18 protein-coding genes are annotated in these 22,890 nt (G+C 72.9%); 7 read left to right on the forward strand and 11 right to left on the reverse strand.

All coding sequences use genetic code 11. The features are described 5' to 3' along the window. The first annotated feature begins 17 nt into the window (after positions 1 to 17). From ACFFF6_RS04735 to ACFFF6_RS04750, 4 genes are all read left to right on the forward strand, one after another. On the forward strand, positions 18 to 830 hold the full coding sequence (locus ACFFF6_RS04735; RefSeq protein ID WP_376978695.1) for a DeoR/GlpR family DNA-binding transcription regulator: 813 nt from the start codon (positions 18 to 20) through the stop codon (positions 828 to 830). Beyond that, on the forward strand, positions 827 to 2,212 hold the full coding sequence (locus ACFFF6_RS04740) for a family 4 glycosyl hydrolase (RefSeq protein ID WP_376978697.1): 1,386 nt from the start codon (positions 827 to 829) through the stop codon (positions 2,210 to 2,212). Before ACFFF6_RS04735 ends, ACFFF6_RS04740 begins: the two co-directional genes overlap by 4 nt. A gap of 98 nt (positions 2,213 to 2,310) precedes the next feature. Continuing rightward, entirely contained in the window at positions 2,311 to 5,499 is a 3,189-nt protein-coding gene (locus tag ACFFF6_RS04745) for an alpha-mannosidase (RefSeq protein ID WP_376978698.1), read from the forward strand. Continuing rightward, positions 5,496 to 6,536, forward strand: a complete 1,041-nt coding sequence (locus tag ACFFF6_RS04750; RefSeq protein WP_376978700.1) for an alkaline phosphatase family protein — start codon at positions 5,496 to 5,498, stop codon at positions 6,534 to 6,536. Before ACFFF6_RS04745 ends, ACFFF6_RS04750 begins: the two co-directional genes overlap by 4 nt. Before the next feature lie 76 nt (positions 6,537 to 6,612). Here the strand turns inward: ACFFF6_RS04750 and ACFFF6_RS04755 are convergent, their stop codons facing one another. Further along, positions 6,613 to 7,377, reverse strand: coding sequence for a DUF402 domain-containing protein (locus ACFFF6_RS04755; protein ID WP_376978702.1), 765 nt, complete (start codon positions 7,375 to 7,377; stop codon positions 6,613 to 6,615). Between the two features lie 271 nt (positions 7,378 to 7,648). Here ACFFF6_RS04755 and ACFFF6_RS04760 point away from each other — a divergent pair, with 271 nt between their 5' ends. Next, entirely contained in the window at positions 7,649 to 7,906 is a 258-nt protein-coding gene (locus ACFFF6_RS04760) for a DUF7218 family protein (protein WP_376978703.1), read from the forward strand. Between the two features lie 80 nt (positions 7,907 to 7,986). On the opposite strand, the gene ACFFF6_RS04765 is transcribed toward ACFFF6_RS04760, so the two are convergent. The 3 genes from ACFFF6_RS04765 to ACFFF6_RS04775 form a co-directional block, all read right to left on the reverse strand. Next, positions 7,987 to 9,681 (reverse strand): N-acyl-D-amino-acid deacylase family protein, encoded by a 1,695-nt coding sequence (locus ACFFF6_RS04765; RefSeq protein WP_376978705.1) that lies wholly within the window; start codon positions 9,679 to 9,681, stop codon positions 7,987 to 7,989. Positions 9,682 to 9,700: 19 nt separating this feature from the next. Then, positions 9,701 to 11,011, reverse strand: a complete 1,311-nt coding sequence (locus tag ACFFF6_RS04770) for a type III PLP-dependent enzyme domain-containing protein (protein WP_376978706.1) — start codon at positions 11,009 to 11,011, stop codon at positions 9,701 to 9,703. A 103-nt stretch (positions 11,012 to 11,114) separates the two neighbouring features. Beyond that, positions 11,115 to 11,852 (reverse strand): sulfite exporter TauE/SafE family protein, encoded by a 738-nt coding sequence (locus tag ACFFF6_RS04775; RefSeq protein WP_376978708.1) that lies wholly within the window; start codon positions 11,850 to 11,852, stop codon positions 11,115 to 11,117. Positions 11,853 to 12,168: 316 nt separating this feature from the next. On the opposite strand from ACFFF6_RS04775, the gene fdhA reads away from it, so the two are divergent. Then, positions 12,169 to 13,392 carry a formaldehyde dehydrogenase, glutathione-independent gene (gene fdhA, locus ACFFF6_RS04780; protein WP_376978710.1) on the forward strand — a complete coding sequence of 408 codons (1,224 nt, stop codon included), beginning with the start codon at positions 12,169 to 12,171 and terminating at the stop codon, positions 13,390 to 13,392. A gap of 202 nt (positions 13,393 to 13,594) precedes the next feature. On the opposite strand, the gene ACFFF6_RS04785 is transcribed toward fdhA, so the two are convergent. Beyond that, a complete protein-coding gene (locus ACFFF6_RS04785; protein ID WP_376978712.1) occupies positions 13,595 to 14,173 on the reverse strand; it encodes a dihydrofolate reductase family protein in 579 nt (192 codons plus the stop codon). A 110-nt stretch (positions 14,174 to 14,283) separates the two neighbouring features. Next, a complete protein-coding gene (locus tag ACFFF6_RS04790) occupies positions 14,284 to 14,877 on the reverse strand; it encodes an ArsR/SmtB family transcription factor (RefSeq protein WP_376978714.1) in 594 nt (197 codons plus the stop codon). 96 nt (positions 14,878 to 14,973) lie between these two features. Here ACFFF6_RS04790 and ACFFF6_RS04795 point away from each other — a divergent pair, with 96 nt between their 5' ends. Next, entirely contained in the window at positions 14,974 to 16,227 is a 1,254-nt protein-coding gene (locus ACFFF6_RS04795) for an MFS transporter (protein ID WP_376978716.1), read from the forward strand. Between the two features lie 100 nt (positions 16,228 to 16,327). Here ACFFF6_RS04795 and ACFFF6_RS04800 read toward each other — a convergent pair whose 3' ends face one another. From ACFFF6_RS04800 to ACFFF6_RS04820, 5 genes are all read right to left on the reverse strand, one after another. Beyond that, entirely contained in the window at positions 16,328 to 17,824 is a 1,497-nt protein-coding gene (locus tag ACFFF6_RS04800; protein ID WP_376978788.1) for a UDP-N-acetylglucosamine 1-carboxyvinyltransferase, read from the reverse strand. A gap of 284 nt (positions 17,825 to 18,108) precedes the next feature. Continuing rightward, complete coding sequence (locus ACFFF6_RS04805) at positions 18,109 to 19,149, reverse strand: Gfo/Idh/MocA family protein (RefSeq protein WP_376978718.1); 1,041 nt, start codon at positions 19,147 to 19,149, stop codon at positions 18,109 to 18,111. Continuing rightward, positions 19,146 to 19,913 carry a ThuA domain-containing protein gene (locus ACFFF6_RS04810; RefSeq protein ID WP_376978720.1) on the reverse strand — a complete coding sequence of 256 codons (768 nt, stop codon included), beginning with the start codon at positions 19,911 to 19,913 and terminating at the stop codon, positions 19,146 to 19,148. The genes ACFFF6_RS04805 and ACFFF6_RS04810 overlap by 4 nt, the downstream gene beginning before the upstream one ends. Next, positions 19,910 to 21,040, reverse strand: a complete 1,131-nt coding sequence (locus ACFFF6_RS04815) for a Gfo/Idh/MocA family protein (protein WP_376978722.1) — start codon at positions 21,038 to 21,040, stop codon at positions 19,910 to 19,912. The genes ACFFF6_RS04810 and ACFFF6_RS04815 overlap by 4 nt, the downstream gene beginning before the upstream one ends. 94 nt (positions 21,041 to 21,134) lie before the next feature. After that, the gene (locus tag ACFFF6_RS04820; protein WP_376978723.1) at positions 21,135 to 22,856 is read right to left on the reverse strand and encodes a glycoside hydrolase family 13 protein; all 1,722 of its coding nucleotides are present in this window, start codon (positions 22,854 to 22,856) and stop codon (positions 21,135 to 21,137) included. Between the last annotated feature and the right edge of the window lie 34 nt (positions 22,857 to 22,890).

Below are 22,890 nucleotides of genomic sequence, written 5' to 3' on the forward strand. Positions count from 1 at the left end.
AGGCCTATCCTGGCGAGGTGATCAAAGCCGCCCGCCTCGAAGAGATCGAGACTCTGCTGCGTGGAGCCTCGTTCCTGTCCACCCAGCAGATCGCCGACGCCCTCGGCGTCTCCGGTGCGACCGTCCGTCGCGACCTCGACGATCTCGGCAGCGCAGGGCTCATCGACCGGGTCCATGGCGGTGCACGCCTCGTCACCGACCCCGATCGTGGGCAGGAGGACGCCCTCGCCGCGCGCGATCCGCATGCCGAGCCGGCCCCGGCGGACGAGCCCTTCGACGAGGTCCTGGGTCGCAACTCGGAGACCAAGCAGCGTCTCGCCGCCGCCGCGGCCGAGCTCGTCGCCGAGGGGGAGACGCTGTTCATCGACATCGGGACGACGGTCTACGAGGTCGCCCGGCTGCTGAGCGGGCGCCATCTCACCGTCGTCACCAACTCCCTGCGGGTGGCCGAGGCGCTCGGGGACTCCGCCCAGGTGCGCCTCGAGATCCTCGGCGGCGAGTACAACCGCGAGTACCGCTGCACCCAGGGACAGGCCGTGCTCGAGGGGCTGGGACGCCTGCACATCGACCGCGCCATCCTCGGCTGCTCCGGGATCACCGAGCAGGGCACGGTCCGCGACACCGACGCCTCGCAGGCGGCCGTCAAACGGGCGGCCGTCGCGGCGGCCGGCGACTCCACGCTCCTGGCCGATGCGAGCAAGCTCCCCGGGATCGGAGCCTTCACCGCTCTCGAGCTGTCCGCCCTGGACCGGCTGATCACCGACGCCCCGCTCCCCTCGGCGCTCGAGCGCCACCTCTCCCGCACGTCCTTGGAGGTCCTCGTCCCATGAAGCTCGCCCTGCTCGGAGGCGGAGGCTTCCGCGTCCCTCTCGTCTATCGCACGCTCATGAGCGATCCCTCGCCCCATCGCGTGAGGGAGGTGCGCCTGTTCGACGTGGACCCCGTGCGCCTGGGGGCGATGGCGAAGATCCTCGACTCCCTCGCCGGGGGCGACCCGGCGGCGCCCGCGGTGGTCGTCTGCGAGGACCTGGCCGATGCCGTCCGCGGCGTCGACTTCATCTTCTCCGCCATCCGGGTGGGCGGCACCGCCGGCCGCGCCCAGGACGAGCGGATCGCCCGGGAGGTCGGGATCCTCGGCCAGGAGACCACCGGCTTCGGCGGCATCAGCTACGCCCTGCGCGGCCTGCCCGTCGCGCTCGACATCGCCCGCACGATCGCCGAGGTCAACCCCGAGGCGTGGCTCATCAACTTCACCAACCCCGCCGGCATCATCACCGAGGCCACCCGCGGCGTGCTCGGCGACCGCGTGATCGGCATCTGCGACTCGCCCATCGGCCTCGCCCGCCGGGTGCTCAGCACGCTCGAGACCGCCGAGCTCGTCCCCGCCGGAACCGCGGGCAAGGTCGGGATCGGCGGCGGAGAGGTGCGCCTGGACTACATCGGCCTGAACCACCTGGGCTGGCTGCAGGGCATCCAGGTCGCGGGCCGCGACGTGCTCCCGGAGCTGCTGGCGCGGCCCGCGCTCATCGAGTCCTTCGAGGAGGGGCGGCTGTTCGGCGCCGACTGGATCCGGACCCTGGGCAGCGTGCCCAACGAGTACCTGCATTACTACTACTACGCGCGCGAGACGGTGCTCGCCGACCGCGAGGCGCAGCAGACCCGTGGGGTCTTCCTCGAGCAGCAGCAGGGCGCCTTCTACTCCGATGCCCAGGCCGCCTCCCCGGAGGAGGTCGCCCGGCTGTGGGAGCAGATCCGCCGCGACCGCGAGGAGACCTACATGGCCACCAACCGGGAGGCCGCCGGCGGCGTCCCGCGCGACGAGAGCGACCTCGAGTCCGGGGGGTACGACCGCGTCGCCCTCGCGATCATGCATGCGATCGCCGATGACGAACCCGCCCAGCTCATCCTCAACGTCGCCGGACGCGGCGCCGCCCCCTTCCTGCCGGAGGACGCCGTCATCGAGGTGCCGTGCCTCGTCGACTCCCGCGGCGCCCGCCCGCTGCCCGTCTCCGACGTCCCCGGCCACGGCCGCGGTCTGGTCCAGTCCGTGAAGCAGGTCGAGCGGACCGTGATCCGCGCGGCCCATGAGGGCAGCGCCGAGCTCGCGATCGAGGCCCTCGCCCTGCACCCGCTGATCGACGGGGTCGGCACCGCGCGCCGCGCCCTCGCCCTCGCCCAGGACACCTTCGGACAGCTGTCCTACCTGCGCTGACCCCCCGGCCGCGGGCCTGGGCCGCCCCCGGTGCGGTCCAGGTCCCGGCACGTCCACCGCTTCTCCCCCGCTGAGCCGCCCCGATCTCGAGGACCCCCATGTTCGACGACAGCACCCGGATCCTCGCGCGCGCCCGCCGCGCCCTGCGCGAGCGGATCATCCCCGCCTCCCATCGCATCCTGGGAGACCTCGCCGTGAGCGCCTGGGACGTCCCCGGCGACGGCGAGCCGGTCCCGGCCGCCCAGGTGCCCGCGGACGCCTTCGCCCCCGTCGTGCTCCCGCACCCGTGGGGCCGGGCCTGGGCGACCACCTGGTTCCGCCTCGAGGGCACCGTCCCCCGGGTGGGCGAGGGCGAGGTGCCGCTCCTGGACGTCGACCTGGGCTTCAAGGACGACTGGCCCGGAAACCAGTGCGAGGGACTCCTCCTCACCGAGGACCTGCGGGTCCTCAAGGCCATCAACTCCCGCAACCGCACCGCTCGCGTGGACGGGGCGGCCGGGGAGCGCATCGCCCTGCTGATCGAGGCCGCCGCGAACCCGGACATGATGGAGGACGGGACGACCCCGACGGAGCTGGGCGACCGGCTCACCGCCCCCGCCGATCCGCGCTACACCCTGCGGCACGCCCGCTGGACCGTGCGGGTGCGCGAGGTCTGGGACCTCCAGCACGACCTCGAGGTGCTGGTGGACCTCGCCTCCGTGCTGCCGGAGGACTCCGTGCGCCGGGCCCGGATCCTCGCCGCGCTCGAGGACGCCCTCGACGCGCTCGATCTCCACGACGTCCCCGGAACGGCCGCCCGGGCGCGGGAGGCGCTCGCCCCCGCGCTCGCCGCCCGCGCCGACGCCTCGGCCCTGCAGATCACGACCATCGGCCACGCGCACATCGACTCCGCCTGGCTCTGGCCCGTGCGCGAGACGATCCGCAAGGTGGGCCGCACCTTCTCCAACGTGCTCGCCCTCATGGAGGAGTACCCGGAGCTGACCTTCACCGCGACCAGCGCCCAGCAGTACGCCTGGCTGCAGGAGCACAGCCCGGACACCTTCGCCCGCGTCCGCGAGGCCGTCGCCGGCGGCCGATGGGCTCCCTCGGGCGGCATGTGGGTCGAATCGGACGTGATGATGCCCGGCGGCGAGGCCCTCGTGCGGCAGCTCGCCTACGGCACCCGGTACTTCGAGCGGGAGCTGGGCGTCCGCTCCCGCACCCTGTGGCTGCCGGACTCCTTCGGCTACTCCGCGGCGCTGCCGCAGATCGCCCGGCAGATGGGCATGGAGGGCTTCCTCACCCAGAAGATCTCCTGGAACCGCACCAACCAGCACCCCCACTCGACGTTCTGGTGGGAGGGGATCGACGGGACCCGCATCTTCACCCACTTCCCGCCCGTGAACTGCTACGACTCGATGCTCACCGCCCAGGAGATCCGCGACGCCGAACGGAACTTCCGCGAGAAGGGCAGGGCCCGCCACCAGGTCATCCCCTTCGGCTACGGCGACGGCGGCGGCGGGCCCACCGCGGACATGGCGGAGAAGGCCCGGCGCCGCGCGGACCTCGAGGGCTCCCCGCAGCTGCGCATGGGCACGCCCGATGCGTTCTTCGACGCCGCCCGCGCCGAGTACGCACAGGCCGCTCCGGTGCACCGCGGCGAGCTCTACCTCGAGTTCCATCGGGGCATCTTCACCTCCCAGCTGGAGATGAAGCAGGGCAACCGCCGGGCCGAGCACGCCCTGCGCACCCTCGAGCTGGTCTGGTCCCTCGTGACCGCGCGCGGCCTGGGGAGGATCGACCAGGAGGCCGTCGACCGGCTGTGGGAGCGCACCCTGCTGCTGCAGTTCCACGACATCCTTCCCGGCAGCTCGATCGCCTGGGTGCACCGGGAGGCCCGCGAGGACCACGCCGCGATCCTCGCCCGGGCCGAGGAGCTCGTCGCGGAGGGCCTCGCCCTGCTCGCGAGGACCGATGGGGACGCGGAGAAGGGCGCCGAGAACGGCACAGCCGATACCCGGGGTCCCGATGCTCCGCAGCCCACCGCGGAGACCGGGCCGTCCCTGCTGAACCCCGGCCCGCATGAGCGGTACGAGGTCCTCGAGGTGGACGGCGAGCCCCGCCTCGTCGAGATCGAGGGATCCTCCCTGGTCCCGCTCGCGGATGCCCTGCGCGAGGTCGAGGATCCCGTGGTCCTGGACCTCAGCGCCGACGGGCGGGCCGCGGTCCTGGACAACGGCCTGCTCCGCGCGGAGATCGCGGCCGACGGCACCCTCGCCCGCATCGTGGACCTGGTCCGCGGCCGCGAGGTCCTCGCCCCCGGCACGCGCGGCCACGAGCTGCAGCTGTTCGAGGACGTCCCCAACGAGTTCGACGCCTGGGACATCGACCGCCACTACCGCGGCAGCAGCAGGGGAACGGCCGTGCCGGGCCCGCAGGGGCTGCGGGTGCGCACACGCTGCGCGGCGCGGATCGTCCTCGAGACCGACCTGCTCCTGGACGGATCCCCAGCGCTGCTGAGCATCGGCCTCGATGCAGGGTCCTCGCGCCTGGACTTCGGTCTCGACGTCGACTGGCGCAGCCGCGAGACGCTCCTCAAGGCCGCCTTCCCCCTTGCCGTGCACGCCAGCTCGACGGTGGCGGAGACCCAGTTCGGGCACGTGACCCGCCCGTTGCACGAGAACACCTCCTGGGAGTTCGCGAAGTTCGAGATGCCCATGCACCGCTGGGTGCTCGCGGCCGAGCCCGGCTACGGGGCCGCCCTGGTCGTCGACTCGACGTACGGCTACGACGCGCTGCCGCTGGACGCGGCGGAGGGACCGGGCAGCTCCGCCGGAACGCTCCTCCGCCTGAGCCTCATGCGCTCCCCGAACTGGCCGGATCCGCGCGCCGACCTCAGCCGGCGCAGCCTGCGCTACTCCCTGCTGGTCGGCGCCGATCCCGTCTCCGCGGCCCAGACCGGCTACGCCCTGAACCTCCCGCTGCGCCTCACGGGCGCCGCCCCTGCCGCGGGGGCGGCGCGCATCGAGGACGCGGGCGTGCACCTCGAGGCGATCCTGCCGGCGCACGACGGCTCCGGGGACCTGATCCTGCGCCTGTACGAGGGCCGCGGCGCGCGCTGCCGCACCCGCCTGCACCTGGACGTGCCCGCCGTGCGCGTGCGCGAGGTCGACCCCCTCGACGCGGATCTGCCGCGGCCGGGGATCGACCGCATGCTCGACCCGGTCGCCGGGGAACGCTCCGTCGACCTCGACCTGCGGCCCTTCCAGATCCTGTCCCTGCGCCTGACCCTGGAGAACACCCCATGAAGCTGCTGCTCATCGGCCTGGACGGCGTGCGGATCGACCTCGCCGTCCCCGCCGCGCTGACCCTGCACCCCGGATTCGCCGCGCCGGACCATGACGGCGACCCCCGCTTCGCCGCGGAGGCTCCCGTGCCCGGCGCCCCCGCCATGCCCGAGCCGGTCGCGGCGCCCGCCGCCCCCACGCTCGCGCGGCTCATCGACGGCGGCGCCGTGCTGCCGGTGTGGATGACCCCGCCCACCGACTCGGGCCCCGGCTGGTCCTCGCTGCTCACGGGCACCCGCCATGAGCAGAACAACGTGTGGTGGAACGAGTTCGCGGGCCATCGCCTGGCCCGCACACCCGACGTCCTCTCCCGCATCTTCTTCGCGGAGCCCTCCGCCCGTACCTACGCGGCCGCGACCTGGGACGCGCTCGTCGGTGCCGCCGGGCCCGGCCCCGTGATCCACCAGCGGGTGGACCAGCAGCGCGGCGGTCAGCATCAGCTCATGGCGGCGAGCGACTTCTCCCGCGGCTGCGCGAGCGCCGACATCCAGGTCCGCACCCATGCCACCGGGGTCCTCAATCACGAGGGCCCCGATGCCGCCTTCGTCTACTTCGAGGGCGCCGACGAGGCCGGGCACGCCCATGGCGCCGCGAGCCGCGAGTACCGGGCCGCCATCGGCGCCGTGGACGAGCACGTCCGCCACCTCGTCAAGGCCGTCAGCGAGCGCTACGAGGCGATCGGCGAGGAATGGCTCATCGCCGTCGTCACCGACCACGGGCACAAGCCCGAGGGAGGGCACGGCGAGGACGAGGTCGACGTGCGCCGCTCCTTCCTCGCCCTGCACGTCGTGGGAGGTCCCGACGCCGCCGAGCGCCTGCGCTCCCGGATCGCGGGCGAGGGATCGCTGCGCAGCGAGGACGTGACCCCGCTGCTGCTGCGCCTGCTGGGCGTGACCGGCGGACGCTGGGACGCCGGGCACGAGGTGGGGGTGCGCTGCGACATCGAGACCGCGGGGGAGTCCGCCGGCCCCACCCGGAACCTGGCCTACGAGTGGTGAGGAGCGGGGACGCGCAGGGACCGCGGTCGTTCGAGATCCGCGGGACCACGACGGGGGCATGAGCCCCGATACGCGCTCATGTCCCCGTAGGGGTCCCGTCGGTCTCTGCGGTCGTCTGCACCGAGGTCCCCCACGCCGCGGGGAGGGGGACGACCGGGGCGTCGTCGCGCGGCAGCCATCGTGACCAGTCCGCACCGACGAGCCCGGTCCCGCGTCGCAGCAGGTCCATGAGCTCGTCGCCGGTGCGCCGTATGTGCTCGACCTGCTGGGGGTCGAACACGCTCTCCTCGGCGTACCAGGCCAGCTCGTCCTCGTCCTTCAGGAAGACCTCCCAGTCGTCCGTGCCGGGGATGCCCTCGGCGACGACGTCGAGCGCCCAGTCCTGCGTGTCGTAGCCGATGGTCGTCCGCCGCCACGGGTCCTCGAGGTTCCCGTACCAGCGGCGGGTCCAGTCGCGGCCGTCGTGCCAGCGCCACAGCGACCAGCTCTCCCCGCGCAGATGGACCCTCACCACGGTCGACCCCTCCCAGGAGGCCACGTCGTAGAGGCCCTCCCACTGGGCGTTCACCACGTTCCGGCCTCGGGGACCGCCGCGCCGCCCCGCACGCGAGGCCAGGCCGGAGCCGGGACGGGTCATCACCACCAGGAGCTCCTCGTCATCCTGCAGGACCGTCCCGGCGACGGCGAAGCTGACGGTCGGTCCCCGGCCAGGCAGGTCTCGGACGCTCCGCAGCGCGACCGGTGCACCGACCGCGTGCGGCCGATCCCGCGTGCGGACCACGGCGGCTGAGGAGACGGGGACCTGATGGCTCCCGGGGCGGGTGGTGTCGTCGTCGTCCATCCCGTCACCCTAGCGGGGCCGCTCCTGCGCCTCCGATGCGCCGCGCATCCGGTCGCCGCATCGCTCGAGCTCCTCCGGTCGGGGCCGATCCCTCGGCCGGCCGAGGTCGGAGCAGGGCGATGGGGCGTGGCCATGCCGGGGGAGCGGGGGTAGCGTGGTCCGGGTCGAGGTCGTCCGGCGGAACGCGGAGAACCTCCATCGTCGAGGACCTCGACGCTCACCACGCGAGAGCCGCACGCCCGGCTGCGAGGAACGGCGAGAGGAGAGGCTGATGCCCAGCAGCAGGATCAAGGACGAAGAGGTCTACCAGGAGCTCCGGGAGGACGGTGCGTCGAAGCAGAAGGCGGCGCGCATCGCCAACGCCTCGGCGCGCGACGGCCGCTCCGCGGTCGGTCGCCGGGGCGGCGAGGCGGAGCCCTACGAGGACTGGACCGTGGACGAGCTGCGTCGCCGCGCGAAGGAGATCGGGCTCCACGGATACTCGGACCGGCGCAAGGCCGATCTCATCGACATGCTGCGCAACAGCTGAGCCGCGTCGAACCGGGCGCCGAGGCATCCCGACCAGGTCGCGTGCCCCGCCGCCCTCGGGAGAGGGAGCCCGTCTCCGGGCTACCGGGCCGCGACCTGCCCGTCCCGCAGGCGCAGCGCCCGGCCGCCGAGCGCCCCGGTCGGCTCGCCGTCCTCGAGGGCCGCATGCCCGTTCACGAACACGAAGGACAGGCCGGTCGCGGGTCGACGCGGCTCCGCATAGGTCGCACCGGCCGCGATGCTCGTCGGATCGAACAGGACCAGGTCCGCGGCGAAGCCTTCCCGCACCAGCCCCCGCTCCCGCAGCCGCAGGCGCCGAGCGGCGTTCCCGGTCAGATGCGCGATCGCCTCCTCGAGGGAGAGGATGCCCAGCTCCCGCACGTAGCGGCCCAGCAGCTGCGCGCAGGTTCCCCATGCCCGCGGGTGGGGCTTCGCGCCGACCAGCAGGCCGTCGCTGCCCACCAGATGCGCCGGATGCCGCATGATCGCGCGGACGTTCTCCTCATGCCCCACATGCTGCAGGATCCCCGTGCCGAGCCGGTCGCGGATCAGCTGGTCCACGAGCACGTCGAAGGGGTCGCGGCCCTCCTGGGCGGCGATCTGCGCGAGCGTCCGCCCCACCCGATGTGCGAGTTCCGGATGCGCGACGCCGCTGATCTCGATCGTGTCCCAGTCCGCGGTGACGCCGTGGCAGCCGTCGGATCCCGTCACCTCGAGGGCCTCGCGGATCCGCGCGAGCGCGGCCGGATCCGCGAGCCGGGCCAGGGTGTCCTCGACGCTGCCGGCGCTCGCCCAGCTGGGCAGGACGGCGGCGAGCGTCGTGGCGCCGGAGAGGTACGGGTAAGTGTCCAGGGTGATGTCGCAGCCGTCCGCGAGCGCCGCGTCCACCTCCGCCAGCAGCTCCGGGGCACGTCCCGTGTTCGGCGGGAAGTTCATGGTCGCGTGGGTCAGGTGCACGGCGCAGCCCGTCGCCCGTGCGAGGCCCAGAACCTCCCGGTAGGCCTCGAGAGCCCCTGCCCCGTAGGAGCGGGTGTGCGGGCTGAAGAAGCCGCCGCGGGAGGCCAGCACCTCGCACAGGGCCGTCAGCTCGGCCCGATCGGCGTACATCGCCGGGGTGTAGGTCAGCCCCGTCGACAGCCCCACGGCGCCCTCGTCCATGCCGCGGGCCAGCAGCTCCTGCATGGTCCGCAGCTGGGAGGGGGTGAGCGCGCCCTCGCCCCAGCCGGCGGCGACGGCGCGGATGCTCCCGTGCGGCACGAGGTAGCAGGCGTTGGTCGCGATCCCCGCATCGAGGCGGTCGAGGTAGCCGGCGACGCTCCGCCAGGACCAGTCGAAGCCCTCCGGGTCGCCGTTCCATCCCGCGATCTTCCCGCGCAGCTGCGGGAGCACCGCATCGGTCACGGGCGCATAGGACAGACCGTCCTGGCCCAGCACCTCCGTGGTGAAGCCCTGCGTGATCCGGGAGGGATGCGTGCGCTCGATGAGGATCCGCAGGTCGGCATGCGAATGCAGGTCGATGAAGCCGGGGGAGAGCACCTGCCCCTCGGCCTCGACCACGCGGGATCCCGCCGGGACGCTCAGCTCCCCGGGGCGGCGGCCGATGCTCTCGATCCGCCCCTCGCGCACGAGGACGTCGGCCCGGAAGCGGGGCCCGCCGGTGCCGTCGACGACATCGGCTCCCCGCAGCAGCAGCGGGACGGCGGACGGGGCGGACCCGTGACCCGGGGTGCGGGCGGGGGCGTGCGGGGCGTCGGCAGGGCGTGCGGCGGCGGTCATCGGCGGATCGGGTCCCGGCTCAGAACCAGGTCCGCACGAGGCCGGTGAGCGCGGGATCCGCGGCGTCGGCGTCGTCGATCACGGGGATCAGCCGCCACTTGTCGAAGGCGGTGCACGGATGGGACAGGCCCAGCCGCACCACGTCGCCGATCTCGAGGTCGGCATCGGCAGGGACCTCGAGGAAAGTGTGCTGGTCGTTCATGGCCGTGACCCGTGCTCCCGGCAGCTCCCGGACGGGCGCGCCGAAGCCTCGCTGGACCCGCTGGGCCTCGGGGAGGCCCTCGTCGAAGGGGAGGTCGCGCTTCCCGGCGTCGAGCAGGGCGAGGCCCGGCTCCGGCCGGGAGAGCACCCGTGCCCAGCCGTGCATGGCCGAGCGCAGCCGCTGCCCGCCCGCGGCGGCCGCGGACTCCTCGTCCCGCAGCGGGGAGATGCCCCGGTAGAAGCCGTCGTCGTGGACGATGTACGCGCCCGAGCGCAGCATGAGGAGGGTCTGCGGCGCATCGCCCGGCAGACGCGCGGGCACGTCGGCGAAGGCCTCGGCGACGAGGTCGAAGTAGGCGCTCCCGCCCGCGGTGAGGATCCCGTCGACCCCTGCCCGGGCCAGCGGATCCAGCAGACCGTCCTCGGCGAGACGCACGTACAGCTCCGTCATCGTCGTGAGATAGGCGGTCACGGCGGCGAGCCCCGCGTCCGAGCGGTCGTGGGCGAGCGCCCCCTCGTAGCCGGCGACGCCGCGAAGCCGCAGCACGGCCGATGCCTGCACGGCGTGCGCGATCTCGAGGGCGATCGCGGCGGAGCGGGCGCCGGTGCGGCCGCCGGGTGCTCCCAGCTCGACGAGCACGTCCAGCTGCGGCCCGGTCGGATCCAGATGCTCCTGGAGGCGTCGCACCGCGGCGGGGCTGTCGACCCAGGAGACGACCTCCTGGCCGTCGGCGGTCATGGACTGGGCCAGAGCGATCCCGTGCGGGTCCGCGAGCGTGTTCGCGAGCTGCACGCGCGGCACCTGGGCGAGCTGCGCGACCGCGAGCTGCGCGGGGTTCGCGACGGTGATGCCCCAGGCCCCGGCCTCGAGCTGGAGCCGCCACAGCTGCGGGGCCATCGTGGTCTTCCCGTGCGGAGCGAGGGCGAGGCCGTGCGCCGCGCAGTAGCGGCCGAGCACCGCGACGTTCGCGTCCATGCCCGGCCCGTCGAGGGTGAGCAGCGGTGTCGTGAGATCGCTCAGGTGCGGACCGCGGTCCAGCAGAGCGCGGACGCTCAGCTCCGCCGAGTCCGCGGGGAGGCCCTTCTGCGCGGGGCCGATGATCAGCTGGTCGACGTCGTCCATGCGCATGTCCGCGATTCCTCCGCACCGGTGCCTGGGATGAGCTGAACCTATGTCCCCGCGCGGCCTGATGTCCAGGCGACGCCGCTGGTCGGCGGCGAGAACGAGCGCCTCAGAGGCGCATGATGCCCTGACCCAGCGCCAGCAGCGCTCCGATCATCGCGATCACCATGACGGCGCGCATCGCGGCCTGCTCGTCGATGCGGCGGGCGGCGACGTTCCCGACCAGCAGCCCTGCCCCGATCGCGAGCAGCAGCGCGGTCCAGCCCGCCGCGCCCAGCGAGGGCAGGGATCGTTTCGCCGCGAGGGAGACGATGCCCATCGTGACGCCGACGAGCTGGGCGGTCGCCGCGAAGTGCCGGTGCTCCCAGCCGGTCGCCCGTGCGTAGACGACCACACCGGGACCGCCGACCCCCGCGGTGACGCTCATGAACCCGGAGGCGAGGCCACCGGCGGCACCGAGGGCCGGGGAGTGGGGCAGGGTGCGTCCGCGCAGCAGCATCGTCCCTGCCAGACCGAGGATCACGATGAGGCTCACGACGACCGCGAGCGGACCGCCGGGCAGCAGGTCGACCGCGATCGCCCCGGGGATCACGCCGATCACCCCCATCGGGACGATCACCGCGGCTCGCGGCCAGTCCACGTCGCGGCCCACCTGCAGCAGCACGATCGAGCTGGCGATGACGCCGGCGACGTTGATGACGAGGATCCCCTGGAACGGTCCCAGGACGAGCACGAGGAACGGCGAGGCGAGCAGGGCGAAGCCCATGCCGGTGGCGCGCTGCGCGGCGGCGCCGACGACGGTGCACAGGGCCATGCCGAAGATCAGCGGCAGGCTCGGTTCGGACACGGCGAGCCCTTCCGGGGTCGGGGGAGGGAGGACGAGCGGGTGCGGGCCGGGCGCACCGCGAGGACGGCGGGTGCGCGAACAGCGGGCGAGGGGTCGGTGGGAGGGGCCGGCTCTCGTCCCTGCCGGGCGCGGGCACCGTGGTCCAGTGTCTCATCGACGGTGCTCGCCGGGGGGTACGTCTCAGCAGCGAAGACCTCGCGGATTCCACCCGTCCGGACGGTTGACTCGGGTGCCCGTGCAGGGTCATGGTGGGAGGATTCGGCAGGCTCGACATCGGCGTCGGGTCTGCGACCTGTGATGGCAAGGAGGCCTTCATATGACCAGCAACCGCGGTGTCGCGTACAAGGGTCCGGGCGAGGTCGAGGTCGTCGACCTCGACTACCCGACCTACGAGCTCCAGGACGGGCCGGGGGTCAACCCGGCGAACGTGGGCAGGAAGCTGCCGCACGCGGCGATCCTCAAGGTCGTCACCACCAACATCTGCGGCTCCGACCAGCACATGGTCCGCGGCCGCACCACCGCGCCGGCGGGCCTGATCCTGGGCCACGAGATCACGGGCGAGGTCGTGGAGGTGGGCCCGGGCGTCGAGTTCATCCAGCCGGGCGACCTGTGCTCGGTCCCGTTCAACATCTCCTGCGGCCGCTGCGTGAACTGCAAGACGGGGCGCACCGAGATCTGCCTGAACGTGAACCCTGACCGTCCCGGCAGCGCCTACGGCTACGTCGACATGGGTGGCTGGGTGGGCGGCCAGGCCGAGTACGTGCTGGTCCCCTACGCGGACTGGAACCTGCTGCGCTTCCCCGACAAGGACCAGGCGCTCGAGAAGATCCTCGATCTCACGATGCTCTCCGACATCTTCCCGACCGGCTTCCACGGCGCCGTCAGCGCCGGGGTGAAGCCCGGCAGCTCCGTGTACATCGCGGGCGCCGGACCGGTGGGCCTGGCCGCCGCGGTGGGGGCGCAGCTGCTGGGCGCCTCCGTCGTGATCGTGGCGGACATGCAGCAGGAGCGGCTGGACGCGGCCCGCGCCTTCGGCTGCGAGACCGTGAACGTCGGCGAGGGCGATCCGCGCGAGGGCATCGCGAAGATCCTGGGCCGCGAGGAGGTCGACTGCGGCGTGGATGCCGTCGGTTTCGAGGCGAAGGGGCACGGCCACGGGGCGAAGGAGGCTCCTGCGACCGTGCTGAACTCCCTCATGGACATCACCAAGGCGGGCGGTGCCCTGGGCATCCCGGGCCTCTACGTGACCGGCGACCCGGGCGGCGTGGACGCGGCCGCGCAGGAGGGCTCGCTGTCGCTGAGGCTGGGCCTGGGCTGGGCGAAGGCGCTGTCGTTCACGACCGGCCAGTGCCCCGTCATGCGCTACCACCGTCAGCTCATGGAGGCGATCCTCCACGACCGGGTGCAGATCGCGAAGGCCGTCAACGCCACCCCGATCTCCCTGGACGATGCTCCCCGGGGCTACGCCGAGTTCGACTCCGGCGTCGCCAAGAAGTTCGTCATCGACCCGCACAACACGACGGGTCTGGTCGCCGCCTGACCGGCTGCGCCCCGGCCGGAGGTGCCCCGAGCAATGAGGGGAGCCGCAGGCCGGTGCGCTGTCGGTCGGGCCATCCCCTCCCCGCGCCTGATCGGGTGCTCGTGTCGATCGTGGGCTGGCGTTCCATATCCGGGTCGGAACGGGAACGTCAGCCCACGATCGGTCGTCGTTGCGCGGGGCTGATCGCCTCCGCTCGTTCAGCTCACCGCACCACGTCGTAGATCAGCTTGACGATCCCGTTGTCGTAGGACTCCGAGCTGCGCAGCGACAGCCCCTGCTCCTCGCGGTCGGCACGAGGGAAGATGCTCTTGCCGGCCCCCAGCAGCAGCGGGAACACCAGCAGGTGGTAGCGGTCCACGAGACCGGCCTCGGCGAGGGAGCGGGCGAGCTGTGCGCTGCCATGGATGAACAGCGCCCCGCCGTCGTCCTCCGTGCGCAGGCGCGCCACCTCGTCGAGCCCGGGCAGGATCGTCGTCGGCCCCCAGCCCCCGACCAGGTCGCCCTCGCGCAGCGTCGTGGAGACGACGAGCTTCGGCATGTCCTTCCAGGGAGCATGCTCCTCGGAGTCCCGCCAGATCGGCGCGAAGGCCTGGTAGCTGTGGCGTCCCAGCAGCAGGGCGGAGGTCTCCGCGAGCTCCTCGCCCTTGAGCGCGAACGCCTCCGGCAGGAACGGCGTGCGTGCCACCCAGCCCCCGCTGCGGTGTCCCTCCTCCCGGCCTCCGGGGGAGTCCACGACCCCGTCCAGCGACATGAATCCGGTGTACACGATCTCGCGGGCCATGGTTCCTCCGATGCCTCCGGCGCCGCTGATGCTCGGGCGCGTCGGGGGCGAGCCTGCCGCATCGGCGGCCCCGGGGCAACGGGGAGCCGCGCTGCACCGCTGCGCGGGGCTCAGCTCCGCGGCTCTCCCGGCGCGTCCTCGGCGGCGGCCCCGGAGGCCCAGAAGGTGTCATAGCGGTAGACCGGGAGACCCTCCCCGTCGGCCTCCTCCCCGCGCTCGAAACGTGCCTGACCGGCGGCTTCGACCTCCTCCAGCAGGGCGCAGATCCGCGCGTGCAGCGCCTTCGCCTCGGCACGGCTCATCCGCACGCGACGGTGGGTGAAGTTCGCCGGCCATGGCCGGGGGTCGCCCTCGGACGGCGGCGGGGTGGCGAGCGTGCGGCCGATGTCCGCGGCGAAGTTCTGCATCATCATCCCGCCGAGCGTCGCATCGGGCTGCCCCGTCATGCTCAGCCCATCGGTGCTCGCGCGCCAGGGCCGCGCGCGGCCATCGTCCGAGCTCGCCTGCTCCACCAGCCCCAGCGCCGCCAGGCGCCGCAGGTGGTAGCTCATCGCCGACGGGGTGAGTCCCACAAGCTTCGCGGCGTCCGTGCTGGTCAGCGTGTGGCCGTCCCACAGCTCCTGCAGCACGCGCCAGCGCGCGGGATGGCTCACCGCGCGCATGCGCTCGTGGTCGTCCAGCAGAGGCGGGGGATCCAGGGCCATGCCGGTCATCGTAGGCCGTCAGGTCTGCTTGCCGCCGAGACCATGAAGCGATACCTTCACATTTGTGAAACATATCTTTCAGAGTTTTGGTGTGTCGTGGATGCGGCGACGCCCCTGACGCCGCTGCGGCGCAACGTCCGCTTCCAGCTGCTGTGGGCGGGAGCGGCGTGCTCCACCCTCGGCACCGAGATCACCCGCCTCGCCCTGCCGCTCGCCCTGCTCGCCCTCACCGGCAGCGCCGCGCAGGCCGGCCTCGTGGGCGCGACGCTCACCGCTGCCCTGCTGCTCGCCCAGATACCCGCCGGGATCTGGGTGGACCGCCACGACCGCCGCCGCATCCTCCTTGCCGCCCAGGCCGTGCAGGTGCTCAACGCGGTGGTGCTGGTGGGGAGCCTCGCCGCCGGGGGAGCGGGGCTTCTCTCGTTCGTGCTGTTCGCTGCGATGGACGGCGTGTGCGCGGCGTTCGTGGGCAACGCCCGCCAGGTCTCGATCCGCGCCGTGGTCCCGATCGCCCAGCTGCGCAGCGCCTTCGTACAGGAGGAGTCCCGCTCCCACGCCGGGCGCGTGCTCGGCCCTGCGATCGGCGGCCTCCTCTACGGCATGAGCCTGCTCGCCCCGTACCTCGCCACCCTGGTCGCGATCGCTGCCGCCTGGGTGCTCGCCCTGCTCGCCCGGGTGCCGCGCCGGCCCGCACCGCGTGCGGGGGACGCCGGTGACGGCGCGGCCCCCGCCACGGCGCGTCGCGGCATGCTCGCCGAGACCTGGACGGCCCTGCGCTGGCTGCTCGCGCAGCGCGGCCTGCGCGAGCTGTGCCTCGTCCTCATGGCGATGAACTTCTTCGGCGGCGGAGTCACCCTCGCGCTGATCGTGCACATCGAGTCCCTCGGCGGCGGCTCGGCCCTCACGGGCTTCGTCCTCACCGGGATCGGGATCGGCGGGCTGCTCGGCGCCCTCGCCTCCGGCCGGCTGACCGCCCGCGTGAGCACCGGGTATCTCGCCCTCGGCGTGCCCGCTGTGCTCGGCGTGTGCCTGATGCTCGCCGCCCTGCCGCTCGCTCCCTGGTGGCCGTTCTTCCCGATCCTCACGTTCAGCCTGGTCACGCCCGCGCTGAACGTCGCCGCCGGCGCAGTGACCGCCGAGCTCGTCCCCGAGGACATGCTGGGCCGGGTCGGGTCCCTGCTCGCCGTCGCGTCGATGGGTCTCACGCCGCTCGGGCCGCTCCTGGGCGGAGTGCTCGCCGGCTCCCTCGGCGGCGGCTGGGCGCTGTGCATCGCCGGGGCCGGGTTCCTGCTCACCGCCGGCGTCGGCGCGGCGAGCCCCACGCTGCGGAGGTTCGACGCACAGGGGTGAGGGTCATCGGGCGGTCCGGCGGCTGCGGGGCTGATTCCCGGGGCCGATGGGGATGGGGCGCGTCCGGATCACCGGACGCGCCCCATCCCCATCGGCCTGCTCAGATATCGCGGAACGTCTCGATCCGCGCGCCGAGTCCGTTCAGGCGGGCGGCGAGGTCCTCGTAGCCGCGGTTGATGACGTAGACGCTGCGCAGCACCGACGTGCCCTTCGCGGCGAGCATGGCCAGCAGGATCACGACCGCGGGCCGCAGCGCGGGCGGGCACACGATCTCGGTGCCGGACCAGCGGGTGGGGCCCTCGATGAGCACGCGGTGCGGGTCCATGAGGGTCACGTTCGCTCCCAGCTTGGTGAGCTCGGTGAGGTAGATGGCGCGGTTCTCGTAGACCCAGTCGTGCAGCATCGTCTGGCCCTCCGCGGTCGCGGCGATCACCGCGAAGAAGGGGAGGTTGTCGATGTTCAGACCCGGGAACGGCATCGGATGGATCTTGTCGATCGGGGCGCGCAGATCCGAGGGGTGGGTCGTGATGTCGACCAGGCGGGTGTGCCCGTTCTGGGCCGTGTATTCCTCGGAGCGGTCGTAGCGGAAGCCCATCTCCTCGAGGATCGCGAGCTCGATCTCCAGGAACTCGATCGGCACCCGCTGCACGGTGATGCTCGAGCGGGTCACGATCGCCGCGGTGATCAGGCTCATCGCCTCGATCGGGTCCTCGCTGGGGGCGTACTCGACGTCCGTGCGGATCTGCGCCTTCCCGTGGACGCGCAGCGTCGTGGTGCCGATGCCCTCGATGCGCACCCCCAGCTTCTCGAGGAAGAAGCACAGGTCCTGGACCATGTAGTTGGGGCTCGCGTTGCGGATGACGGTCTCGCCCTCGATGCGGGCCGCGGCCAGCAGCGCGTTCTCGGTGACGGTGTCGCCGCGCTCGGTCAGGACGATGGGACGGCGCGGCGCCTCGCTGCGGGCGGCCGAGGCCTGGTAGTGCCCCTCGGTCGCCACGACGGTCAGGCCGAAGGGCCGCAGCGCCGTCATGTGCGGCTCGACGGTGCGCGTTCCCAGGTCGCAACCTCCGGCGTAGGGCAGCTGGAAGGTCTCCTCGCGGTGCATGAGCGGGCCCAGGAACATGATGATGGAGCGGGTGCGGCGCGCGGCCGCGGCATCCATCGCACCGATGTCGAGCTTCTCGGGGACGGTGATCTCGAGGTCGTTGCTCTCGCCCAGCCAGCGGACCTTCACGCCGATCGAGACGAGGACCTCGATGAGCCGGTTGACCTCCTCGATGCGGGCCACCTTGCGCAGGACCGTCGTGCCCGTGTTCAGAAGGGAGGCGCACAGCAGGGCGACGCCCGCGTTCTTCGAGCTCTTCACGTCGATCGAGCCGTGCAGGGTGCGCTGACCGTGGACGCGCAGATGGCTGGGGCCGGAGGTGCCGAGGTTCACGAGCTCCGAGTCCAGGACGGAGCCGATCCGGGAGATCATCTCGAGGGTCAGGTTCTGCTGCCCCTTCTCGATGCGGTTGATCGCGCTCTGGCTGCTGCCGAGCTGCGCCGCGAGCTGCGCCTGGGTGAGTCCCGCCCCCTGTCGGGACTCGCGGATCATGTCGCCGAGCTTCGCGAGGTAGTGCGCGTCGGTCTCCGCGCCGGTGGTCTCGATATCGGTGTCGATAGCCGTCATGTCGCGACTCTAACTCATATGTGAGATACGGGGGAGGGGATGTGCTGTGATGTGGCCTGCGCTGGTCAGACGGGGCCCGGGCAGGCCCCTGGGCCGGAGAGATGCGAGCGCGGGCACATCCCGGCCCCGGACGCCTCGGCCGGGCCGGCGTCCGGGACCACCGCCGAGGCGAGGGTCCCGGACGCCGGACGAGCCGGGACCAGGGGATATCAGGGGATGCGGACCTCCTCGACCTGCCCCGAGGCGGCCGAGCGTGCCGCTGCCTCCATCAGCGCGAGGCTGCCCAGGTTCGCCGCCCCCGCCGTCTCCGGGACCGAGCCGTCCCGGATCGCGTCCCGGAAGACCTCGAGCCCGGCGGAGCGGTCGTAGAAGTCCTGGGCAGGCAGCGCGACGGGCTCGGGCTCCTGACCGGGCCGACGCACGGTGACGACGTCCGCGGCCGCAGGATCCTCCGCCGTGCCGTCGCGGCTGGTGAAGAACAGCTCCCCGTCCTCGCCGGTGATGCGCCACTCTCCGGCCCACGGGGTGGGCTCGCCGCGGCTGAGCCAGCTGCCGCGGTAGGAGACGACCAGTCCATCGGCCATCTCGATCGTCATCACCGCGGAGGCCTCCTCGACGTACTTGCTGTACGAGGGGTCCTTGACCTTCGCGTACACCCGCACGGCCTCCTGTCCGGTGACCTTGCGCAGCAGATCGAAGTGGTGGATCGCCATGTCGTTGATCAGCGGGTGCGGGAAGCGGTAGTGCGGATGCTCCTCGAAGGGGAGGTCGTTGTCCCATCGACGGAAGTCGATGCTGATCGCCGCGAGCTCCCCGAGCACGCCCTCCTGCAGCAGCCGCTGGGCGACCCGGGGAGCCGGGTAGGTGCGGTAGTTCTGGCTGACCTGGATGATCAGGCCCAGCTCCGCAGCCCGCCGTACGGCCAGGGCCGCCTCCTCCGCCGTGTTGGCGAAGGGCTTCTCCACGAGGACGTGCTTGCCCGCCTCGAGCGCCTCGAGGGCCAGCGGCACATGCGTGACCGCCGGGGCGGTGATGACCACGGCATCGGCCGGGACCGCGGCGAGCGCCGCCGTCAGGCTCGGGAAGGCCTGGTCCTCGGCGAGCCCCAGATCCTCCTGGACGGAGCGGAGGGTCGCCTCCACCGGGTCGACGATCGCGGCGACCTCGATCCCCGGCACGGGCGGGATCGCGGTGCGGGCCCAGTCCCCTCCCCAGCCGCCCAGCCCCACATGGATGATGCGGAGGGTCATGCCGGGGCGCCTTCGAGGGCGCCGTCGTCGGCCCGGCTCCAGTCGCGCCGGGTGACGTTGCTGACCGCGGGAGCTGCGCGGACGTCGCTCGCGGGCGCCGCCCAGCGGACGCCGTTGGCGAGCACGCGGCGCACCTGCGGGTGGAAGTACACCGGGTACTCCTGATCGCCGGGGCTGAAGTAGAAGATCCGCCCGCGCCCGCGGGTGAAGGTCACCCCCGAGCGGAAGACCTCCCCGCCCTCGAAGGAGCTGATGAACACCTGGCTCTCCGGCTCGGGGATGTCGAAGTGCTCCCCGTACGTCTCCTGCTGATCGATGACGAACGGCTGCTCGACGCCCGCGGCGATCGGATGGCCCGGAGACGTCGTCCACACGATCTCGCGCTCGCCGGCGTTGCGCCAGGACAGCGAGCAGGTGGTGCCCAGCAGGCGGGTGAAGATCTTCGAGAAGTGGCCGGAGTGCAGGACCAGCAGGCCCATGCCGCCCAGCACCGCCTCCTGCACGCGGGCGACGACCTCGTCATCCACCCGGTCGTGGCCGATGTGCCCCCACCACAGCAGCACGTCGGTGGCGGCGAGGACCTCCGCGGTGAGCCCGTGCTCGGGATCGGCGAGGGTCGCGGTGGCGACCTCGACCTCGTCGCCGAGCAGCTCCGTCAGCCCCTGCGCGATCGCGCCGTGGATGCCCTCGGGGTAGATCGCGCGGATCTCGGGCTGGGTGGTCTCGTGGATGTTCTCGTTCCACACGAGTGCGCGGATGGTCATGCGTCTCCTCCGATGATGTGCAGGTTCTCGTCCAGGGCGATCTCGTGGCCGGTCGCGGCGGAGGCGTAGCAGGCGTCGACGATCCGGGCCCGGCTCAGCCCCAGGCTGCCGTCGTGCTGCGCCCACGTGGCCGGGTCGGCGACATGGGCGAGGAACTCCTCGATCACCTCGGTGTGGCCGCGTCCCTCGGGCGCCTCGACGACCTGGTCGACCGCGTCCGCGCCGTTGCCCGTGTAGAGGGTGAGCTCGCCGGGGTCGGCGTAGCCGGTGACGGACAGATCGGCGCCGCCGTCGGTGCCGTACAGGGTGATGCCGAACTGGTCGGGGGTGGGGCGGTGGGAGGCCCAGCTGGTCTCGAGGATGATCGAGCCGCCGCCCTCGAAACGCAGCAGCGCGGTGGCGAAGTCCTCGACCTCGTAGGCGGAGCCGCCGCCGCTCTTGGCGCCGCCGGCACCGCTCGCCTCGTCCTGCGAGCCGCCCAGGCCGCGGGGCCCCAGCTCGGCATGGGTCACGGCGGACACGCCGGTGATGCGCGGCTCGCCCATGATGTGCAGGGTCCAGTCGAGCATGTGCACGCCGAGGTCGACGAGCGGTCCGCCGCCGGCCATCTCCGCGTTGGTGAACCAGCTGCCCAGCGACGGGATGCCGGAGCGGCGCAGCCAGGTCGCGCGCGCGTGGTACGGACGGCCGATGGTTCCGTCCTCGACCGCGGCGCGGATCGCGGCGATGTCGCCGCGGCGACGACGGTTGAAGACGACCTCGAAGACGCGTCCGGCGGCGCGGGCGGCATCGACCATGGCCTGGCCCTCGTCGCCCGTGCGGGCGATGGGCTTCTCCGACAGGACGTGGATGCCGGCCTGCAGGGCGGCGATCGCGATGGGGGCGTGCAGGCCGGTCGGGGTGGCGACGCTGACGACGTCGAGGTCCCCGCGGGCGATGAGGGACTCCCAGCCGATGTGGGTGTGCGGGACGCCGTGCTCGGCGGCGACCGCGTCCAGCGCCTCCTGCTCGAGCCCGGCGATGGCGACGAGCTCGACGCCGGGGAGGGCTCGGTAGGCGGCGATGTGCTGCTGGCCTGCCCAGCCGACGCCGACGACGCCGGCGCGAAGGGGTGCGGTGCTGGTCATGGGGTGACCTTCTTTCTTGTGGTCCGTGGTCGGGGGGCGGGATCGGGACGAACGACCCCGGGGCGGTGCTGCCGCGTGTCCGGGCAGGACGCGCTCAGCGGCGCAGCCACGCGGTCGTGGCTGCGGGGAGGACGGCCGGGCCCGTGGCCGTCGTCTCGAGCGGGGTGCTCGTGACGAGCACCTCGCCGTCGGGGAGGCCGATCGGCGCATCCCCGAAGTTGGTCAGGCACAGCCAGCCGCCGGGCCTGGTGAAGGCGAGGACCTGGTCGCGGCTGAGCTCCTCGTCCCAGGCGAGGTCCTCGGCGCCCTGCAGCGTCCGGCGCAGGTGCAGCGCCGTCCGGTACATCTCGAGGGTCGATCCGGGCGTGCCGTCCTCCGCCTCGACGGAGGAGTCCGCGAACCAGGCGGGCTGGGGGAGATGGGCGCTGCCCTTCCCGTCGACGCCGGCGGCGTCATCGGGGCCGAAGCCGAAGGAGGCGCCGGAGCGGGCCCACGGCAGGGGGACCCGGCAGCCGTCGCGGCCCAGCCCGTCGAAGCTGCGGTCCGCGGCGGTGGTGCGCCAGAAGGCGGGGTCCTGTCGCTGGGCATCGGGGATCTCCGCGACCTCGTGCAGGCCCAGCTCCTCGCCCTGGTAGAGATAGGCGCTGCCGGGCAGGGCCAGCTCGAACAGGGTCGCGGCGCGGGCACGGCGCACGCCGAGCTCGCGGTCGATCCCCGCGGCGGGGGCTCCGGCCATGATCCATTCGGCGCCCTGCTTGACGGTGCGGCCCTCGAGCGGCGGCAGGCCGTAGCGGGTCGCGTGGCGGACCACGTCATGGTTCGAGAGGACCCAGGTGCTCGAGGAGCCGGTCTGCGCGGACTGGGCGAGGTTCTCGGTGACGATGCGCCGGAAGGCGTGCGGCTCGAAGTCGGCGACGAGCAGGTCGAAGTTGAAGGCCTGCCCGAGCCCCTGCGGGCTCGCGTACTTCGCGCGGCGCGCGGGAGAGGAGACCCAGGCCTCGGCGACGGCGGTGCGCGGCGGCGTGTACTCGTCGAAGACGCGGCGCCAGGCGGCGTAGATCTCGTGGACGTCGTCGCGGTCCACGAGGGGATGCGTGCCGTCCTGCGGCATCTCGGCCAGCTGCGCGCTCGTGGGCAGCGGCTCGCGGAGGTCCTTGGTCAGGCACTGGGCGACGTCGACGCGGAAGCCGTCGACGCCGCGATCGGACCAGAAGCGCAGCGTGGTCAGGAAGTCCTCCCGGACCTCGGGGTGGTCCCAGTTCAGGTCGGGCTGCTCGCGGGCGAAGGTGTGCAGGTACCACTGCCCGTCCTCGACCTGCGTCCAGGCGGGGCCGCCGAAGGCGCTGGTCCAGTCCGCGGGCGGCAGCTCGCCGTTCTCCCCGGCGCCCTCGCGGAAGATGTACCGCTCGCGCGCGGCGGAGCCGCGGCCCGCGGCGAGGGCCTCCTGGAACCACACGTGCCGGTTCGAGGAGTGGTTCGGGACGATGTCGACGATCAGGCGGATCCCCGCGGCGTGCAGGGCGCGGGACATCTCGCCGAAGTCCTCGAGCGTGCCGATGCGGGGGTCGACGTCGCGGTAGTCGTCCACGTCGTAGCCGCCGTCGGCCAGCGCCGAGGGGTAGAAGGGGCTCAGCCAGACGGCGTCGATGCCCAGCTGCTGGAGATAGGGCACGCGGGAGATGATCCCGCGGAGGTCGCCGATTCCGTCGCCCGTGCCGTCGGCGAAGGAGCGCGGGTAGATCTGGTAGACGACGGCCTGGCGCCACCAGTCGGCGTCGATGCCGAGGGGGACGTCGGCGCGGGCGGTGAGGGACAACGGGGCTCCTCTATGAAGCTGGGTGGGTCGGGGG

This window comes from Brachybacterium hainanense, from assembly GCF_042434575.1.
In the GTDB taxonomy this organism is placed as follows: Bacteria; Actinomycetota; Actinomycetes; order Actinomycetales; family Dermabacteraceae; genus Brachybacterium; species Brachybacterium hainanense.

Excerpts from the sequence above, each read along its gene's own strand:
- ACFFF6_RS04770 (WP_376978706.1), bottom strand. The coding sequence starts at position 11,011 with ATGCGCATGGACGACGTCGACCAGCTGATCATCGGCCCCGCGCAGAAG.
- ACFFF6_RS04750 (WP_376978700.1), top strand. The coding sequence starts at position 5,496 with ATGAAGCTGCTGCTCATCGGCCTGGACGGCGTGCGGATCGACCTCGCC.
- ACFFF6_RS04790 (WP_376978714.1), bottom strand. The coding sequence starts at position 14,877 with ATGGCCCTGGATCCCCCGCCTCTGCTGGACGACCACGAGCGCATGCGC.
- ACFFF6_RS04810 (WP_376978720.1), bottom strand. The coding sequence starts at position 19,913 with ATGACCATCCGCGCACTCGTGTGGAACGAGAACATCCACGAGACCACC.
- ACFFF6_RS04785 (WP_376978712.1), bottom strand. The coding sequence starts at position 14,173 with ATGGCCCGCGAGATCGTGTACACCGGATTCATGTCGCTGGACGGGGTC.
- ACFFF6_RS04805 (WP_376978718.1), bottom strand. The coding sequence starts at position 19,149 with ATGACCCTCCGCATCATCCATGTGGGGCTGGGCGGCTGGGGAGGGGAC.
- ACFFF6_RS04755 (WP_376978702.1), bottom strand. The coding sequence starts at position 7,377 with ATGGACGACGACGACACCACCCGCCCCGGGAGCCATCAGGTCCCCGTC.
- fdhA (WP_376978710.1), top strand. The coding sequence starts at position 12,169 with ATGACCAGCAACCGCGGTGTCGCGTACAAGGGTCCGGGCGAGGTCGAG.
- ACFFF6_RS04800 (WP_376978788.1), bottom strand. The coding sequence starts at position 17,824 with ATGATCCGCGAGTCCCGACAGGGGGCGGGACTCACCCAGGCGCAGCTC.
- ACFFF6_RS04765 (WP_376978705.1), bottom strand. The coding sequence starts at position 9,681 with ATGACCGCCGCCGCACGCCCTGCCGACGCCCCGCACGCCCCCGCCCGC.
- ACFFF6_RS04740 (WP_376978697.1), top strand. The coding sequence starts at position 827 with ATGAAGCTCGCCCTGCTCGGAGGCGGAGGCTTCCGCGTCCCTCTCGTC.
- ACFFF6_RS04745 (WP_376978698.1), top strand. The coding sequence starts at position 2,311 with ATGTTCGACGACAGCACCCGGATCCTCGCGCGCGCCCGCCGCGCCCTG.
- ACFFF6_RS04815 (WP_376978722.1), bottom strand. The coding sequence starts at position 21,040 with ATGACCAGCACCGCACCCCTTCGCGCCGGCGTCGTCGGCGTCGGCTGG.
- ACFFF6_RS04760 (WP_376978703.1), top strand. The coding sequence starts at position 7,649 with ATGCCCAGCAGCAGGATCAAGGACGAAGAGGTCTACCAGGAGCTCCGG.